The organism is Mucilaginibacter humi, assembly GCF_013087555.1.
The window spans coordinates 57,900-72,219 of record NZ_JABFCR010000001.1 but is presented as its reverse complement, the minus strand read 5'-3'; the positions used below and the strand labels follow the sequence as shown (position 1 = coordinate 72,219).

Here is a 14,320-nt window from a genome sequence, read left to right as displayed (position 1 = left end):
GATTTAAGTATTTTAATTAAATGAATAGTAGTGTTCAATCTGATATCAATGATTTAACCCATAAAATAATTGGATGTGCTATGCGTGTTCATAATCAATTGGGAAGCGGGTTCCGTGAAATTATTTACCAACGAGCTTTAGCAATAGAGCTGAGAAATTCGAATGTTAGCTACGAACGTGAAAAGGATATGCCTATTACTTATAGTGGAGAGGTTATAGGTTCAAGAAGGGTTGATTTCTTTGTTGAAAATGCAGTAATGGTTGAGTTAAAGGCGTTTGAGAAAATTGAAGATATTCATAAAAATCAAGCGATAAATTACCTCGAAGTTTATAATATTGCTGATGGATTGTTAATCAATTTTGGAGGATCAAGTTTAGAGTTTAAAAGAGTTTATAACAAGAAGTTAGTGAATCCGGGAGAAAATCCTATTCGGTAATATTTTTAAACTATCCATCCTAAACAATCCTTGAATCATTAAATCGTGTCAATGGCATATAAATACATAGATAATTACCGCGAGCAAGGTGCAAGGAAAAAGCTGGTAGAAGAATTAAGGAAGAAAGGAATAGCCGACACGCAGGTACTGGCCGCTATTGGTAAAGTAACGCGACATTATTTCTTTGACGAGACATTTTGGAACCAGGCTTATAAGGATATCGCCTTCCCTATAGGCGAGGGGCAAACTATATCGCAACCCTACACTGTAGCTTACCAAACCGAATTGCTCCATATAAAAAAAGGTGATAAAGTGTTGGAAATTGGTACAGGCTCAGGCTACCAATGCTGCGTGTTATTAGAAATGGGTGCCAAAGTTTATACCATTGAACGGCAGGAAAAATTATACGAACGTACCCGCCGGGTATTGCCATTGATGGGCTATAAGGCACGTTTCTTTTTAGGCGATGGATCAAAAGGTATTGCCAGCCATGCACCCTACGATAAAATAATTGTGACCGCCGGTGCGCCAACAGTGCCCGAAATACTCTTAAGCCAGTTAAATATTGGTGGTACGCTTGTTATCCCCGTAGGCGACGAGAATACGCAAAAAATGGTAACGATACTAAAAACTGGTGAACATGATTACGAAAAACATGTGCTGGATACGTTTAGATTTGTGCCATTGGTAGGTGAACGGGCCTGGTAAAGTGCTTCGAACATCCGAAATCTGACATCAAATTTATCTTTTCATCGCTCTATCCATCTCAACTTTAGTATCGCGCTCTTTTAAAGTTTCCCGCTTATCAAAAGTTTTTTTACCCTGGGCTAAGCCAATTTCCAATTTGGCAAAGCCGCGCTCACTGATAAATAGCGCTAACGGTACAATGGTTAATCCTTTTTCTTCGCCCCGGGTTTGGAGTTTCTTTAACTCTTTTTTATTGAGCAGGAGTATACGATCGCGTTTGGCCTCGTGGTTATAGAATGATCCGAAGGTATATTCTGATATATGTAGGTTGCGTACATAAAGCTGATTGCCGATAAACGTACAAAACGCATCGTTAAGATTAGCTTTTCCGTTGCGGATTGATTTAATTTCGGTACCCAAAAGCTGTATCCCTGCAGTATATTTGTCAAGGATAGTATATTCAAAGTAGGCCTTTTTATTCTTTATGTATATTTTATCGTCGCTCATAGATTTGTGGGTACAAATCTACATAAAATGATGATGTAGAGACGCAATATTTTGCGTCTCGTGTATATCTGTTTTCCTGAGACGCAAGATATTGAGTCTCTATATGAATTACACCTGCGGTTTAACAACCAGTACAGGCACATTAACCATATGCCTTACCTTGTTAACCGTAGTGCCAAAAATCAGATCTTTAAACGCTTTGTGCCCATGCGACCCCATCACTATAAAATCTATCTTATTGGTATTTACAATGTTGGCAATAGCCTGTGCTGCTATACCATAGCCAATTTTTGCCTCGGCTTTATAACCTAAGTTTTTTAGGGTGTCAACATATTTATCAAGATTATCCACATCACTTTGTGTCTCATGATCCAATACGTCGCCGCCATAATAACGTGCTCCCGCGGTTTCAACTATGTGGATCAGTGAGTAAGTAGCCTTCTTGCCGCCCTGCATAATGGCATGACGTAAAGAGTTGGTATCGTTTTTAGAAAAATCAATACTTATACCTATATGATGATAGTCTATGGCATCCAGATTGCCTATTATACCTGCAATACCATGCGGGATATAAGTAGGTATATCTTTATGTTTAAACAACCAGGGCCTTATAGTTACATATATTAATAATAACCCAATGCCAATAACTATTGGTATCACTAAAATATACATCCAAAAGGCGGTTGATGGTGACGATGTTACCCAACTGTTAAGTTGCTCGTAAACCAGTTTGGCGTTTAACCCAACAATAATAATGGCGCTGGCCCGTGCAGCAATTTTTACTTTAAGGCTAATGGCAAAATTGCCCATCTTCTTTTTGTCTGATGTAAAATGTATCAGTGGGATAACCGCGAAACCTAACTGTAGGCTCAATACCACCGGCTTAATATAATCAGGTTGCCCAAACCATCCTCGCCCGAATAAATAATAGTGAACATGGCCGGCACAATAGCTAATACACGCGTTAATAAACGGCGCAGCCATGGCTCAACACGCAGGTTAATATGCCCTTCCATGATGATCTGCCCGGCAAGAGTGCCGGTTATGGTCGAACTTTGGCCCGCCGCTATTAAAGCAATAGCAAATAACACAGGCGCCGTTTTACCAAAAATGTGCTCGAGCAATTTATACGCATCCTGGATCTCAGCAATCTGGAAGTAACCATTCTTAAAGAAAGCGCTGGCAGCCAATATTAATATAGCCGCATTTACTAAAAATGCCATGTTAAGGGCAATTACGGTATCAAACAGGTTGAATTTGATAGCTGTTTTAATGCCCGCATCGGTACGTGTTATTTGCCGGGTTTGTACTAATGATGAATGAAGGTACAGGTTATGTGGCATTACCGTGGCACCAATTATACCTATAGCAATGTATAAAGCACTGCCGGTTAAATTGCCGGGTATAAAACCTAAAGCCACTTCCTTAACATCGGGGGTTACAATAAACATCTCGATTAAAAAAGAAAGCCCCACTATAAATATCATCGATACAATAAAGGCTTCGAGCTTACGCATCCCCTTATTCATCAGGAAGAGCATGAGCAACGTATCAGTAATAGTTAAGGATACACCCCATATCAACGGTAAATGAAACAGCAGGTTTAAGCCAATAGCCATACCGATAATTTCGGCCGGTCGCACGCTATAATGGCTATCTGGGCCAATATATAAAGCCAAAAGTTAACAAAGCGGGGATAGGTAATTTTTGATGCCTGTGCCAGTCAAGTCCGCGCACAATACCTAAGCGGGCGCTAAGCGATTGCAATAACAATGCGATTAGGTTTGACGCTAACAATACCCAGATTAACCTGTAACCGAAAGCACTACCGCCGGCAATATCTGTGGCCCAGTTACCCGGGTCCATATAGCCAACACTTACCAGGTAAGCAGGCCCTATAAATGCCGGATTTTTTTCCAGCCGGTTTTATTTTCGGTAATAATCGAGCTGTGAACCTCGCCTAATGATTCGTTATGTTTTTGCTTCATATAGCGATCAATAAATTTTTAGCCACTTCGCGACTTATGTGCGTAGTGTTTTTTTCAACCTGTAATATCATAGAGTTGTCGTATTCAATAATATCTGTCACTATTATTTTTTTGCCGATGGTTAGCTGTTGTTTTTCAAGATATTGTAAAAAGCTTGATGAGTGGTCGCGCACCCCCGATATCACACCTCCTTCATGAACGCCTAAGCCTGCAATAGGTTTAAGCTCATGTTTTTTTAAATTCCCGTTACGGTCGGGGATAGGGTCGCCATGCGGGTCGTGCTTGGGATAGTCCATAAATTTATCGAGACGGTCTATTAATTCAACCGATGAAATATGTTCCATCTCTTCGGCCATTTCATGCACCTCGTCCCATTTAAAATTTAGCTTCTCTACCAAAAAATATTCCCAAAGCCGGTGTTTACGGATGACATGCAAAGCAATCTTTTCGCCCGTAGTGTTAAGTGTTACCCCCGGTACTTTTCGTAATTGATCAGTTCTTTATCAGCGAGTTTTTTAAGCATATCTGTTACCGATGCTGCTTTGGTATTTAAAGCAGCGGCTATCTGGTTGGTACTCACCGTTAATTCGTTTAACGAGAGGTGGTAGATTGCTTTTAGATAATTTTCTTCGGCTAAAGTATTCATTTAAACAAATCTAATAAATTTTTTAGACAAGTCTAAAAATGAATGTTAAAAAAATTATATTTTACATATCTTGATATTGAAAAATATAATTTTGTACTTTGTTGTAAATTAGAGACAAGGTTATGGCCGCAGAATTAGATAAGATAGACCTACAAATACTTAAAACTTTACAGGAGAACGGAAGAATAACAAATCTTCAGCTTTCAACAGAAATTGGGTTGTCGCCGGCCCCGACTTTGGAGCGGGTGAGAAAACTGGAAAATGCAGAATATATTAAAAGCTACCACGCCCCGGTTGATGAAGAAAAGCTTGGCCTGGGTATTAAAACTTTTATACAGATATCACTGGATTTTCACCAGAAGAATACGATACAAACGTTTATAAACGAAATCCAACAAATAAAAGAGGTTACCGAATGTCACCATGTAACGGGCCAGTGCGATTTCCTGCTCAAGGTTTATGTGCGTGACATCAAATCATACGAACAATTGATCATGGAGAAAATCAGCCGTATAAGTGTTGTTAAAACCTTCCAAACCATGATGATCATGTCGACCAGCAAGAAGGAACCTATAGTACCGCTTGAATATTAATTATTGATTTGCTGAATTAATGAATTATTGATTTAAGCTTTAAAAGCTCAATAATTCATTAATTCAATAATTCGGACCTAATGTATCTGCCAGTCAATCGGCTTTTCGCCCTGTTGTTCTAAATAAGCATTAGTTTTTGAGAATGGTTTCGAGCCAAAGAAGCCGCCATGGCTAACTGCCGGGGGCGATGGATGGGTGGACTTGATGATCAAATGTTTTGTTTCATCAATCAATATGGCTTTTGACTGTGCATAAGCACCCCAAAGGATAAATACGACGCCTTCTTTCTTGTCGGATATGGTTTTAATAACGGTATCAGTAAACTTCTCCCAGCCCTTCTTTTGGTGCGAGCCCGCGTTGGCCGCCCGGACGGTTAACGTTGCGTTTAATAATAAAACCCCTTGCTCGGCCCATTCGGTCAGGTCACCGGTATCGGGGATTTTAAATCCGGGTATATCTGTGGAGAGCTCTTTATATATGTTTTGTAATGATGGCGGCACACGCACACCTTTTTGTACAGAAAATGATAAGCCATGCGCTTGGTTAGGGCCATGGTAGGGGTCCTGTCCCAATATTACTACCTTCACCTCATTAAAAGGCGTTTTTGCAAAAGCGTTGAATATGTCGGCGCTTTTTGGGTAGATGGTTTTGCCGGCCTGCTTCTCTTCTTTTAGAAATTGCTTAAGCTTTAGCATGTAATCTTTACCAAATTCGTCTTCTAAAACTTCAAGCCGGGATGCTTCTAATTCAATTGCCATAAATATTCGCCAAGTGTTGATTAAGAGTACAAATAAACGGATATTTGCACTTCTAAATTTATTAGGATAACAAATTATGTCAAATATAGTTCGGCTTATAGTAGCCTGCGTTTTTTTTGGTGCCGCTGTTGCACTTTGCGTATTCGGTTTTTGGTGGTGGGGGATATTGGTATTGCTTTTAGGAGGTATAATCCTGCTGTCGTTCTTCTTTAACGAGAACATGATCATCGCACAATACTTTTTACGTAAAGAACAATCAGATAAGGCAGAAGCCTGGCTGATGAAAATAAACAATTACGAAAAGCAATTACATAAAAACCAATATGGTTACCACAATCTTTTGTTAGGGTTGATCGAATCGCGCAAAGCGCCGTTAAAATCAGAGAAATATTTCAAGAAGGCGTTATCGTTAGGTATGACCATGTCGCATAATACAGCCCCGCTAAATTAAGCCTGGCGGGTATAGCAATGGCTAAACGTAATAAGCGCGAGGCGACGATGTATTTGCAGGAAGCGGCTAAGGATGATAAGAATAAATTGCTTGCCGACCAGATAAAAATGATGAAGCAGCAAATGGCCCAAATGGATAAGCAGGTAGTTAAGGGTGGGTATCGCCAACAGTTTTAAAGAACAAAAAATAGCCTTTAAACGAAAAATTTAAAGGCTATTTTTCTTCTATACTACTGAAGTAATCCGGCTCCGACGAGTGATTTTTATTGTAGCTGATATTTCTGTCAGGCGTTTCTATATATCCTTCAGAGGGATCAGCAACTTCTACAATTTTTAGTAAACTCCTGATAAATGACAGGTTGAAGTTTGACCTGTTTAATTTGATCAAGTATTCGCTTTCGGTAATTTCTAATATCGAGTTAGTCATAACTTTTGCATAAGATGTGTAATTGTAAAGTTATACATCATTTTGAATGCCAAAGTTTCCTTGATTTTATTATTATATTAAAGAATTGTTAATAACGGTTGTGGAAAACCCTGTTTATAGGCAGAGACGCAATGCCTTGCGTCTCTCTTTATGGATTTTTAGTAGGTGGAATAGGTTGCGACTTATAACGCTTTTTATTCAAACCAAGCCATCACAACTTCTTTAGCAGGCATAGTAATTTCCAGTTTCAGCTTTTTACGCATCCCGCCCAAATCATTAAACACTTTATTAGGGTTCCCGGCCTTTAGTTCTTCTACGGTATTAAAGCCCATCTTGTTTAAAACAGGTACCCATTCGGCAGGTACACCAATGTTTGTAAAATCATCTACGCTGGCAACTTTAGCCTTTTTCTCGGGCCGCATTTGCGGGAAGAACAATACTTCCCGGATAGTGCTTTGGTTGGTTAACAACATCACCAAACGGTCAATACCAATACCCGTGCCTGATGTTGGCGGCATACCATATTCTAACGCACGTAAAAATCATCGTCCATCGCCATAGCTTCATCATCACCACGTCCGGCTAATATCAACTGTTCTTCTAAACGCTCGCGCTGGTCTATCGGGTCATTTAATTCCGAGTAAGCGTTGGCTATCTCTTTACCGTTTACAAATAACTCAAACCGCTCAACCAGGCCATCTTTAGTGCGGTGCTTTTTAGCAAGCGGCGTCATCTCGATTGGATAATCGGTAATATATGTTGGCTGGATCAGGTTAGCTTCAACTTTAGCGCTGAAGATCTCATCTATCAGTTTGCCTTTACCCATTGACGCGTCAACCTCAATTTTAAGGTCGGCACAGGTTTCACGTAAGCCTGCCTCGTCCATTTCTGATACATCTATGCCGGTGTATTTCAATATCGAATCATACATTGATAAACGGGTGTACGGCCCGGCAAAGTTTATCTCGTTGGCCCCAACCTGTACAGCGGCAATGCCATGAACGGCACGTGCAACCTCTTCCGTGCAGTTCTCTACCATTTCCATCATCCATATATAGTCTTTATAGGCTACATATATTTCCATGGCGGTAAACTCAGGGTTATGGGTGCGGTCCATCCCCTCATTACGGAACATTTTACCAAACTCATAAACGCCGTCAAATCCGGCTACAATTAATCTTTTTAAATATAACTCGTTAGCTATGCGCAAAAACAGCGGCATATCCAGCGTATTATGATGCGTAGCAAACGGTCGCGCCGCCGCGCCGCCATGTACAGGCTGCAGGATAGGGGTTTCAACTTCCATCCAGCCCTGGTTATTAAAGTAATTACGCATAGCGCTTATTACTTTTGATCGTTTAATAAAGATCTGTTTATATTCAGGGTTAACCGTTAAATCAACATAACGTTGGCGGTAACGCATTTCTGCATCGGTAAAGCCATCGTGCATATTACCTTCTTCGTCACGTTTAACAACAGGAAGTGGTTTTAATGATTTAGATAGGATGGTCATTTCCTGTACGTGTACAGAGATTTCGCCGGTTTGGGTTAAAAATACGTAACCTTTAATACCAACGTAATCGCCGATATCCAATAGCTTTTTAAATACGGTATTGTATAAGGTTTTATCTTCTCCGGGGCAAATATCGTCACGTTTCAGGTAGATCTGCATCCGGCCGGTGCTGTCCTCGGATCTCGGCGAACGATGCGCTGCCCATGATCCTGCGGGTCATTATCCGGCCTGCTATAGTTACACTTTTATAAGTATCCGGGTTAGCCGCAAAATTATCGGTAATGTCCTTCGCAAAATCAGTAACCTTATATTCTTCGGCAGGATAGGGGTTAATACCTAAGGCACGTAATTGTTGTAATGATTCGCGGCGTATAATTTCCTGTTCGGATAGTGCAATACTCATATTTTGTAACGATATTTTATTAAAGGTGCAAAAATAGGATTTTTTCCGGTTGTCTGTTAGGTTTAGCTTAACTTTGAATTATGTACGCTGTTGATACCGAAATTGTAATCCCTAAATACCCGCTTGCCGCTGATCTGATTACAGGGAGCCAAATGTTCAGCATTAATAAGGCTGATTGCAGCGTCAATTATTTTAAGCAGGATTTTTTGGTGCCGCACCGTAAAGATTACTATTTCTGGGCCTTTGTAAGACAGGGAGGCAGCAGGCATTGGATAGATATGAAACCCTATGAGCTTAAAGCGGATACATTTTATTTTACAATACCGCCGCAGGTGCATTTAAAGGAGGAAGCCATGCCGCTAACCGCTACCAGCGTTGCCTTTACAGAAGAGTTTCTGGCCCGGAAGAAAATAGTTTACTAAGGCAATTGCCTATCATACAGAACCCGGATAACGGCCACGAGTTGACACTGGCTGTCGATGACGTTTTGTTTATTGAAGATATGCTGGAAAAGATCACTGCCGAAAACCGCTCAGGCGATAACTGGCGTAACAGCATGCTGATGGGTTATATGCGGATATTGTTTATTTACTTAAGCCGTCTATATACAGAGCAGTTTAGCAATAACGACACCGCGCCGGACAGGGTTTTGCTAAAAAAATACCTTTCAAAAATAGAAGAGAATTATTTGGAGTTGCATGATGTTGCTGGATATGCGGATATGCTTAACATATCTGCCGGACATTTAAGCGAAGTAGTAAAGGCGCAGAGCGGCAAACCGGCCATTGTGCATATACACGACAGGTTGATACTTGAAGCCAAGCGGTTGCTTTTTCACACAGACCACTCGATGAAAGAAATAGCGTTCAGGCTGGGTTTTGAAGATGCATCGTACTTTAACCGTTTTTTTAAACGCATTGTTGGTAATACGCCGGCCAAATATCGTAACCATTTCCGCGAAATGTACCATTGAAACCAATAGGAGTGCAGTTCTGCTGTGTTTTAGAGGGATATCTTTGTGTCGTAAAAAATAAGACACTATGAAAAAAGTACTAATAACCGGAGCCAACAAAAGCATAGGCTTTGAAACCGCAAAGCAATTACTAAAACAAGGATATTTTGTTTACCCGGGTAGCCGGGATGAAACCAACGGCCGGGAAGCGATAGCGCAGCTAAAAGCTGAAGGATTGGAAAATGTGGAGCTATTACAGATAGATGTAAGTAACCCTGAGTCGGTTGCAAAGGCAGCCGCGCAGATTACAGAATTAGACGTATTGATTAACAATGCGGGTATTTTGGGCGCATGGGAACAGGCGCCAACTACAGCGCCGCTGTCATTGATCAAAGATGTATTTGAGACCAACTTTTTGGGGCGATAAGCGTAACTCAGAGTTTTATCGATATGCTGAAAAAATCGCCCGAACCAAGAATTGTTAATGTAACCTCCGGATTGGGTTCATTAACCCTGCATAGCGACCCAAGCTGGAAATATTACCAGGTTAAAGGCGCGGCTTACGGACCGTCAAAAACTGCTTTAAATGCTTACACGGTTCATTTAGCGCACGAATTAAAGGATACAGCGTTTAAAATAAACGCTGTCGACCCAGTTATACCAAGACCGATTTTAACCACCATAACGGGCCGGGTAGTGTTGAAGATGCCGCCGCGATCATTGTAAAATATGCCACGATAGGCGCTGACGGCCCAACCGGAAAATTCTTTAGCAATGATATTGAGACTGCCGAACAGGAAAGCCCATGGTAATATTTTTATAGTGATTTATGTTTGATACCTTTACAGGTATGAACGTTAAGGTTATTGCTTTTGATGCTGATGATACACTTTGGGTAAATGAGCCCTATTACAGGCAATCTGAGGAAGCTTTTTGCACTTTGCTGGAAGAATATCTGCCGCGTCACGAACTGGAGCGTGAACTGCTTAAAATAGAAATAACGAACCTTGGTTTATATGGCTACGGTATAAAGGGTTTTATATTATCTATGATTGAAACAGCGATGACCGTAACTAATAATATGATCAGCGCTAACACGATAGGAGAGATAATAAACCCGGGCAAGCAAATGCTTAACCAGCCTATTGAACTACTGGATGGTGTTGAAGAAGTATTAAAGGAGCTTAAAAGTCGGTACCGCCTGGTAGTGGCTACCAAAGGCGACCTGCTTGACCAGAGCGCAAATTGCGTAAATCAAACCTGACCAACTACTTCCACCATGTTGAGATCATGTCTGAAAAGGATGATGCTAATTATTTGAAGCTGATTAAACACCTTGATATCCGCCCGAGCGAACTGCTGATGGTGGGCAACTCGCTTAAAAGCGATGTATTACCGGTATTAAACATAGGCGGCTACGCTATACATGTGCCTTACCATATTACCCGGGCCCATGAAGAAATTGAGCAGAGTATTGATAGCGGAATGTTTAGAAGCGTGGAGTGTATTAAGGATATTTTGGCGTTTGTGTGATAAAAGGATGTCATGCTGAACTTGTTTCAGCATCTTAAATCGGCGACAGGAAACAGCCGATAGGTTGTGCGTTAAGATCCTGAAACAAGTTCAGGATGACAGGTTTCTTTATTAATCCGCTTCCACATCCCCTGCATACAACTCCTCAATCGCGTCAACATATTTCTTTTCAATAACCTTACGCTTGGCTTTCATGGTAGGTGTTATCTCGCCTTCTTCCATGCTGAAAGGGGTGCGTTTGATCTTGAAGTTTTTAATACGTTCAAACTTCGCCAATTCGTTTGATAGTTTGCGGATGTCCTGGTTAAGCCAGTCTTTTATTTCCCGGTTTTCAATAAAAGGTTCAGCTTCTTCAAAAAATGTCTCATCCAGGCCAAACTGTTCCTGTAAGGCTTCTTTTGCGGGGATGATGAACGCGGTAATGTATTCGCGTTTATCGCCCAATAAAAATACGCTTTCAATTTTTGGGCTTTTCAGGTAGGTGTTCTCCACGGGAGTGGGGTAGATGTTTTTACCGTAAGCATTTACCAGCATGTTTTTTAAACGATCGGTAATTTGCAGATTGCCCTTGTAAAAACGGCCGATATCTCCGGTATGCAGCCAACCGTCCTTATCAATTGTGGCAGCGGTTTCTTCGGGTTTGTTATAATAACCCTTCATTACACAATGCCCGCGCACAATGATCTCGCCTTCTTCCGATTGGAAATCTTCCTTAAAAGATTCGTGGGTTTGTATAGTGTAAATCTCTTTAGTATCGACGTTTTGTATAGCAACCTCAATCCCCGGTACAATTCGTCCTACAGTACCGTAAATCTGGCGGTGCACCTCGGTAACCGCCATAACCGGCGATGTTTCTGTAAGCCCGAAGCCTTCTAATACTTTTATACCCAGATCGCCAAAAAACTCGCCGATGTTTTTAGGCAGGGCCCCACCGCCCGATAGCATGATCTTTAAGTTGCCACCGGTACGCTCTTTTATCTTGCTAAATACTAATTTTTCGGCCAACGCGTGTTGACTATTTAATAGCAGTCCCGATTTTTTTCCGTCCTCGTTAGCTATGCGATATTTGCGGCCAATGTCCGGGGCCCATAAAAATATCTTTGCTTTTACTCCGCCGGCGCTAGTGCCGTTTTTCATGGCGCGGTCGTGTATACGTTCCAATAGGCGCGGAACGCAGTTCATTACGTTTGGCTTAACCTCGCCCATGTTTTTGGCTAACAGCTCCAGGCTTTGCGCGAAGGCAATTTTAGCGCCGGCATATAAGCAAACATGATAGGTAGCGGTACGCTCAAATACATGCGATAGTGGAAGGAAGGATAAAAACACATCGGTTTTTTCAATGATGGGGATCTGCAATAAACTTACCCTAACATTCTCTACCGTGTTTTTATGCGTAAGCATTACACCCTTTGGTATCCCGGTAGTTCCGGATGTATAAATTAAACATGAAAGATCAGAGGGCAAAATAGCCTCGCGCGCAATTTTAATGTCCGATCCATACTTTTTAACTAACGTTAAGCCAACGCTTATTAAATCTTTAAACCTAATTACCCCCGCGTTTAATCGTTGTTTTTCAAGGTATTTTTCATAATCATCAAACGCCGGGATGATACGTTCGAGCGCCGGGCAGTTGTTGGCAATTTTAAGAACCTTCCTAAACAAAAACGGGTTGCCACAAATTATAGTACGGGCATCCGAATCATTTAAGATATATTCAATTTCAGTCTCGGAAAGGGTAGGGTAAATAGAGGTATTTACGCCACCAATTTGCTGCAGCGCCTGGTCGTAATAGATAAAATCAGGACCGTTCTCTATAATCAGCGCCAGTTTATCGCCTTTATGCCGATATCCGGGGAACCAGGCCGAGATAGCATCAATCTTATCTAAAGCTTCGCCATAGGTAATATCAACCCACTCATCGCCTACCTTATGACTTAAAAAAGTATGTGTGGCAGGGTGGATGTGCTTAACCAAATAACGTATAAGGCTGGGTACGGTTTGACGCTCAGTTACTGAATTCATTTAGGTATAATCAGGTTTTACAAGAGAAACAAAGCTAATTTTATTTTTCAAAAAACGGAAAGCTTATCAAGATGCTCCAGTCGTAATATTTTTACTACCTTTACGACATAATTACGATCACTACATATCAACTACGGATCACTAAAAATCCGAATCCTTAATTAGGATTACACGCACCGCTAAATAGCGGCAGGCTTTGTATTGTCCTTGCTTAATCCTCTATAGTATTCAATTATTTATTGCCTCACGGCATTACCGGCATTGTTATGCCTATATCAAAACAAAATGGAACAAAAATCTAATAAAACAATAGTGGCCGGATTTTATAAACGCATAGTTGGCCAGCGCGAGAGTTCATTAATAAATCAGTATGTACGCGAAGATTACATTCAGCACAGCCCCATGGGTAAGGATGGCCGCGAGGGCCTGTTTGAAATGGTAGAATTTTTAAAGAGCTTACCACCATCTACAGAAACTCAATCGCCGGTAAAAATGCTGATTGCCGAGGGTGACATGGTAGCCGGCCTGCTGGATATTAAATTTATGGGGAAACGTATGTTGGTGGTCGACCTTTTCAGGTTACAGGATGGCCTGCTTGCCGAACATTGGGATGTCGTGCAGGAAATTGATGCTGATCTATCTATTGATCATATTATTGCAGATGAAAACGCAAGTGATTTGTTGGCCAATAAAGAGCTGATAACAGACCTATTGGGCGTCAATCTTCGCAGGTTGATAGGAGAGGGAGATGTAATTGTGTCACAATCAGAAATAACCGAGGGAGATAATGTATTTGCCCAATATGATGTCTTTAGATTGAAAGACGGTATTATTCAATCACAGCTAACGGTTAAACAACAAGTGCCTGATGTGATGATGCATAATAACGGGATGTTTTAATTGATGTAAAGACGCAATGCATTGCGTCTTTACCCACATCCTGCCCCAAGACGGAAAATATTGCGTCCTCTACGGTAACAAAAAAGCCATCCGTATTTGCGGATGGCTTTTTAAATATTGTCAGGATACGATTATACCGAGAAGCTTTCACCACAACCGCAGGTGCGGCTTGCGTTAGGGTTATGAAAGTTAAAACCTTTACCATTTAACCCATCTGAAAAATCAAGCTCGGTGCCGGCCAGGTACAGGAACGATTTCATATCCAAAGCCATGCGTACGCCTTTGTCTTCAAAAAACTGGTCACCCTTTTTCTCCTCGTTATCAAAATCGAGATTATAAGATAACCCCGAACATCCTCCGCCCTGAACAGAAACCCGCAGGAAATAAGAGGCATCAAGCCCTGAATCCTGCATCAGGTGTTCTATTTTACTTTTCGCTTTATCAGTTACAGTTACCATTGTTAGTTAGATTTGAGATGCCAGATATGAGATTTGAGACGAGATA

General features: G+C 41.2%; 20 protein-coding genes and 2 pseudogenes. 11 read left to right on the top strand and 11 right to left on the bottom strand.

Translation table 11 applies throughout. The features are described 5' to 3' along the window. Window positions 1–20 precede the first annotated feature (20 nt). Together HK413_RS00450 and HK413_RS00445 are read left to right on the top strand one after the other, a co-directional pair. Window positions 21–437 carry a GxxExxY protein gene (locus HK413_RS00450; protein ID WP_175268746.1) on the top strand — a complete coding sequence of 139 codons (417 nt, stop codon included), beginning with the start codon at window positions 21–23 and terminating at the stop codon, window positions 435–437. A gap of 51 nt (window positions 438–488) precedes the next feature. After that, a complete protein-coding gene (locus HK413_RS00445; RefSeq protein WP_175268745.1) occupies window positions 489–1,145 on the top strand; it encodes a protein-L-isoaspartate(D-aspartate) O-methyltransferase in 657 nt (218 codons plus the stop codon). A gap of 33 nt (window positions 1,146–1,178) precedes the next feature. Here the strand turns inward: HK413_RS00445 and smpB are convergent, their stop codons facing one another. From smpB to HK413_RS15810, 6 genes are all read right to left on the bottom strand, one after another. Beyond that, window positions 1,179–1,631: an SsrA-binding protein SmpB gene (gene smpB / locus HK413_RS00440; RefSeq protein WP_175268744.1), complete on the bottom strand. Its 453-nt coding sequence runs from the start codon at window positions 1,629–1,631 to the stop codon at window positions 1,179–1,181. Window positions 1,632–1,739: 108 nt separating this feature from the next. Next, on the bottom strand, window positions 1,740–2,510 hold the full coding sequence (locus HK413_RS20315) for a universal stress protein (protein ID WP_317169134.1): 771 nt from the start codon (window positions 2,508–2,510) through the stop codon (window positions 1,740–1,742). Next, window positions 2,501–3,274 carry an Nramp family divalent metal transporter gene (locus HK413_RS20310; RefSeq protein ID WP_317169133.1) on the bottom strand — a complete coding sequence of 258 codons (774 nt, stop codon included), beginning with the start codon at window positions 3,272–3,274 and terminating at the stop codon, window positions 2,501–2,503. Before HK413_RS20310 ends, HK413_RS20315 begins: the two co-directional genes overlap by 10 nt. Window positions 3,275–3,284: 10 nt before the next feature. Next, window positions 3,285–3,497: a divalent metal cation transporter gene (locus HK413_RS20305; RefSeq protein WP_317169132.1), complete on the bottom strand. Its 213-nt coding sequence runs from the start codon at window positions 3,495–3,497 to the stop codon at window positions 3,285–3,287. A 118-nt stretch (window positions 3,498–3,615) separates the two neighbouring features. Next, a complete protein-coding gene (locus HK413_RS00430; protein WP_246229452.1) occupies window positions 3,616–4,056 on the bottom strand; it encodes a metal-dependent transcriptional regulator in 441 nt (146 codons plus the stop codon). Between the two features lie 29 nt (window positions 4,057–4,085). Continuing rightward, entirely contained in the window at window positions 4,086–4,265 is a 180-nt protein-coding gene (locus HK413_RS15810) for a metal-dependent transcriptional regulator (protein ID WP_246229451.1), read from the bottom strand. Window positions 4,266–4,387: 122 nt separating this feature from the next. Between HK413_RS15810 and HK413_RS00425 the strand changes: the two genes are divergently transcribed. Then, window positions 4,388–4,858, top strand: a complete 471-nt coding sequence (locus HK413_RS00425) for an Lrp/AsnC family transcriptional regulator (RefSeq protein WP_175268743.1) — start codon at window positions 4,388–4,390, stop codon at window positions 4,856–4,858. A 77-nt stretch (window positions 4,859–4,935) separates the two neighbouring features. Here HK413_RS00425 and ung read toward each other — a convergent pair whose 3' ends face one another. After that, on the bottom strand, window positions 4,936–5,616 hold the full coding sequence (gene ung / locus HK413_RS00420; RefSeq protein WP_175268742.1) for a uracil-DNA glycosylase: 681 nt from the start codon (window positions 5,614–5,616) through the stop codon (window positions 4,936–4,938). A 76-nt stretch (window positions 5,617–5,692) separates the two neighbouring features. Between ung and HK413_RS00415 the strand changes: the two genes are divergently transcribed. Both HK413_RS00415 and HK413_RS20300 read left to right on the top strand, forming a co-directional pair. Next, window positions 5,693–6,067: a hypothetical protein gene (locus tag HK413_RS00415; RefSeq protein WP_317169131.1), complete on the top strand. Its 375-nt coding sequence runs from the start codon at window positions 5,693–5,695 to the stop codon at window positions 6,065–6,067. A gap of 17 nt (window positions 6,068–6,084) precedes the next feature. Next, complete coding sequence (locus HK413_RS20300) at window positions 6,085–6,243, top strand: hypothetical protein (RefSeq protein WP_317169130.1); 159 nt, start codon at window positions 6,085–6,087, stop codon at window positions 6,241–6,243. Window positions 6,244–6,280: 37 nt separating this feature from the next. Here HK413_RS20300 and HK413_RS00410 read toward each other — a convergent pair whose 3' ends face one another. Both HK413_RS00410 and lysS read right to left on the bottom strand, forming a co-directional pair. Continuing rightward, on the bottom strand, window positions 6,281–6,493 hold the full coding sequence (locus HK413_RS00410; protein ID WP_175268741.1) for a hypothetical protein: 213 nt from the start codon (window positions 6,491–6,493) through the stop codon (window positions 6,281–6,283). A gap of 194 nt (window positions 6,494–6,687) precedes the next feature. After that, a pseudogene (lysS, locus tag HK413_RS00405) lies at window positions 6,688–8,409 on the bottom strand (lysine--tRNA ligase). A gap of 80 nt (window positions 8,410–8,489) precedes the next feature. Here lysS and HK413_RS14210 point away from each other — a divergent pair. The 5 genes and pseudogenes from HK413_RS14210 (at window position 8,490) to HK413_RS15785 (ending at window position 10,894) form a co-directional block, all read left to right on the top strand. Further along, a complete protein-coding gene (locus HK413_RS14210; RefSeq protein ID WP_217451887.1) occupies window positions 8,490–8,831 on the top strand; it encodes an AraC family ligand binding domain-containing protein in 342 nt (113 codons plus the stop codon). Between the two features lie 5 nt (window positions 8,832–8,836). After that, window positions 8,837–9,382: a helix-turn-helix transcriptional regulator gene (locus HK413_RS14205; RefSeq protein WP_217451886.1), complete on the top strand. Its 546-nt coding sequence runs from the start codon at window positions 8,837–8,839 to the stop codon at window positions 9,380–9,382. A gap of 67 nt (window positions 9,383–9,449) precedes the next feature. Then, a pseudogene (locus HK413_RS21705) lies at window positions 9,450–10,087 on the top strand (SDR family NAD(P)-dependent oxidoreductase). A gap of 124 nt (window positions 10,088–10,211) precedes the next feature. After that, window positions 10,212–10,625, top strand: a complete 414-nt coding sequence (locus HK413_RS15790) for an HAD family hydrolase (protein WP_246229447.1) — start codon at window positions 10,212–10,214, stop codon at window positions 10,623–10,625. Then, window positions 10,607–10,894 carry an HAD family hydrolase gene (locus HK413_RS15785; protein WP_246229446.1) on the top strand — a complete coding sequence of 96 codons (288 nt, stop codon included), beginning with the start codon at window positions 10,607–10,609 and terminating at the stop codon, window positions 10,892–10,894. The genes HK413_RS15790 and HK413_RS15785 overlap by 19 nt, the downstream gene beginning before the upstream one ends. Before the next feature lie 111 nt (window positions 10,895–11,005). Here HK413_RS15785 and HK413_RS00385 read toward each other — a convergent pair whose 3' ends face one another. Continuing rightward, the gene (locus HK413_RS00385) at window positions 11,006–12,916 is read right to left on the bottom strand and encodes an AMP-dependent synthetase/ligase (protein WP_175268740.1); all 1,911 of its coding nucleotides are present in this window, start codon (window positions 12,914–12,916) and stop codon (window positions 11,006–11,008) included. Between the two features lie 285 nt (window positions 12,917–13,201). On the opposite strand from HK413_RS00385, the gene HK413_RS00380 reads away from it, so the two are divergent. Continuing rightward, window positions 13,202–13,816 carry a nuclear transport factor 2 family protein gene (locus tag HK413_RS00380; RefSeq protein WP_175268739.1) on the top strand — a complete coding sequence of 205 codons (615 nt, stop codon included), beginning with the start codon at window positions 13,202–13,204 and terminating at the stop codon, window positions 13,814–13,816. A 131-nt stretch (window positions 13,817–13,947) separates the two neighbouring features. Here HK413_RS00380 and HK413_RS00375 read toward each other — a convergent pair whose 3' ends face one another. Further along, window positions 13,948–14,274 carry a HesB/IscA family protein gene (locus HK413_RS00375; protein WP_175268738.1) on the bottom strand — a complete coding sequence of 109 codons (327 nt, stop codon included), beginning with the start codon at window positions 14,272–14,274 and terminating at the stop codon, window positions 13,948–13,950. Window positions 14,275–14,320 lie beyond the last annotated feature (46 nt).

Bases quoted from the DNA above. Each gene is read 5' to 3' on its own strand.
- HK413_RS00385 (WP_175268740.1), bottom strand. From the start codon at position 12,916: ATGAATTCAGTAACTGAGCGTCAAACCGTACCCAGCCTTATACGTTAT.
- HK413_RS00425 (WP_175268743.1), top strand. From the start codon at position 4,388: ATGGCCGCAGAATTAGATAAGATAGACCTACAAATACTTAAAACTTTA.
- smpB (WP_175268744.1), bottom strand. From the start codon at position 1,631: ATGAGCGACGATAAAATATACATAAAGAATAAAAAGGCCTACTTTGAA.
- HK413_RS00410 (WP_175268741.1), bottom strand. From the start codon at position 6,493: ATGACTAACTCGATATTAGAAATTACCGAAAGCGAATACTTGATCAAA.
- ung (WP_175268742.1), bottom strand. From the start codon at position 5,616: ATGGCAATTGAATTAGAAGCATCCCGGCTTGAAGTTTTAGAAGACGAA.
- HK413_RS00450 (WP_175268746.1), top strand. From the start codon at position 21: ATGAATAGTAGTGTTCAATCTGATATCAATGATTTAACCCATAAAATA.
- HK413_RS15790 (WP_246229447.1), top strand. From the start codon at position 10,212: ATGAACGTTAAGGTTATTGCTTTTGATGCTGATGATACACTTTGGGTA.
- HK413_RS00375 (WP_175268738.1), bottom strand. From the start codon at position 14,274: ATGGTAACTGTAACTGATAAAGCGAAAAGTAAAATAGAACACCTGATG.
- HK413_RS20305 (WP_317169132.1), bottom strand. From the start codon at position 3,497: ATGGACCCGGGTAACTGGGCCACAGATATTGCCGGCGGTAGTGCTTTC.
- HK413_RS00445 (WP_175268745.1), top strand. From the start codon at position 489: ATGGCATATAAATACATAGATAATTACCGCGAGCAAGGTGCAAGGAAA.
- HK413_RS20300 (WP_317169130.1), top strand. From the start codon at position 6,085: ATGGCTAAACGTAATAAGCGCGAGGCGACGATGTATTTGCAGGAAGCG.
- HK413_RS00380 (WP_175268739.1), top strand. From the start codon at position 13,202: ATGGAACAAAAATCTAATAAAACAATAGTGGCCGGATTTTATAAACGC.
- HK413_RS00415 (WP_317169131.1), top strand. From the start codon at position 5,693: ATGTCAAATATAGTTCGGCTTATAGTAGCCTGCGTTTTTTTTGGTGCC.
- HK413_RS15810 (WP_246229451.1), bottom strand. From the start codon at position 4,265: ATGAATACTTTAGCCGAAGAAAATTATCTAAAAGCAATCTACCACCTC.
- HK413_RS14210 (WP_217451887.1), top strand. From the start codon at position 8,490: ATGTACGCTGTTGATACCGAAATTGTAATCCCTAAATACCCGCTTGCC.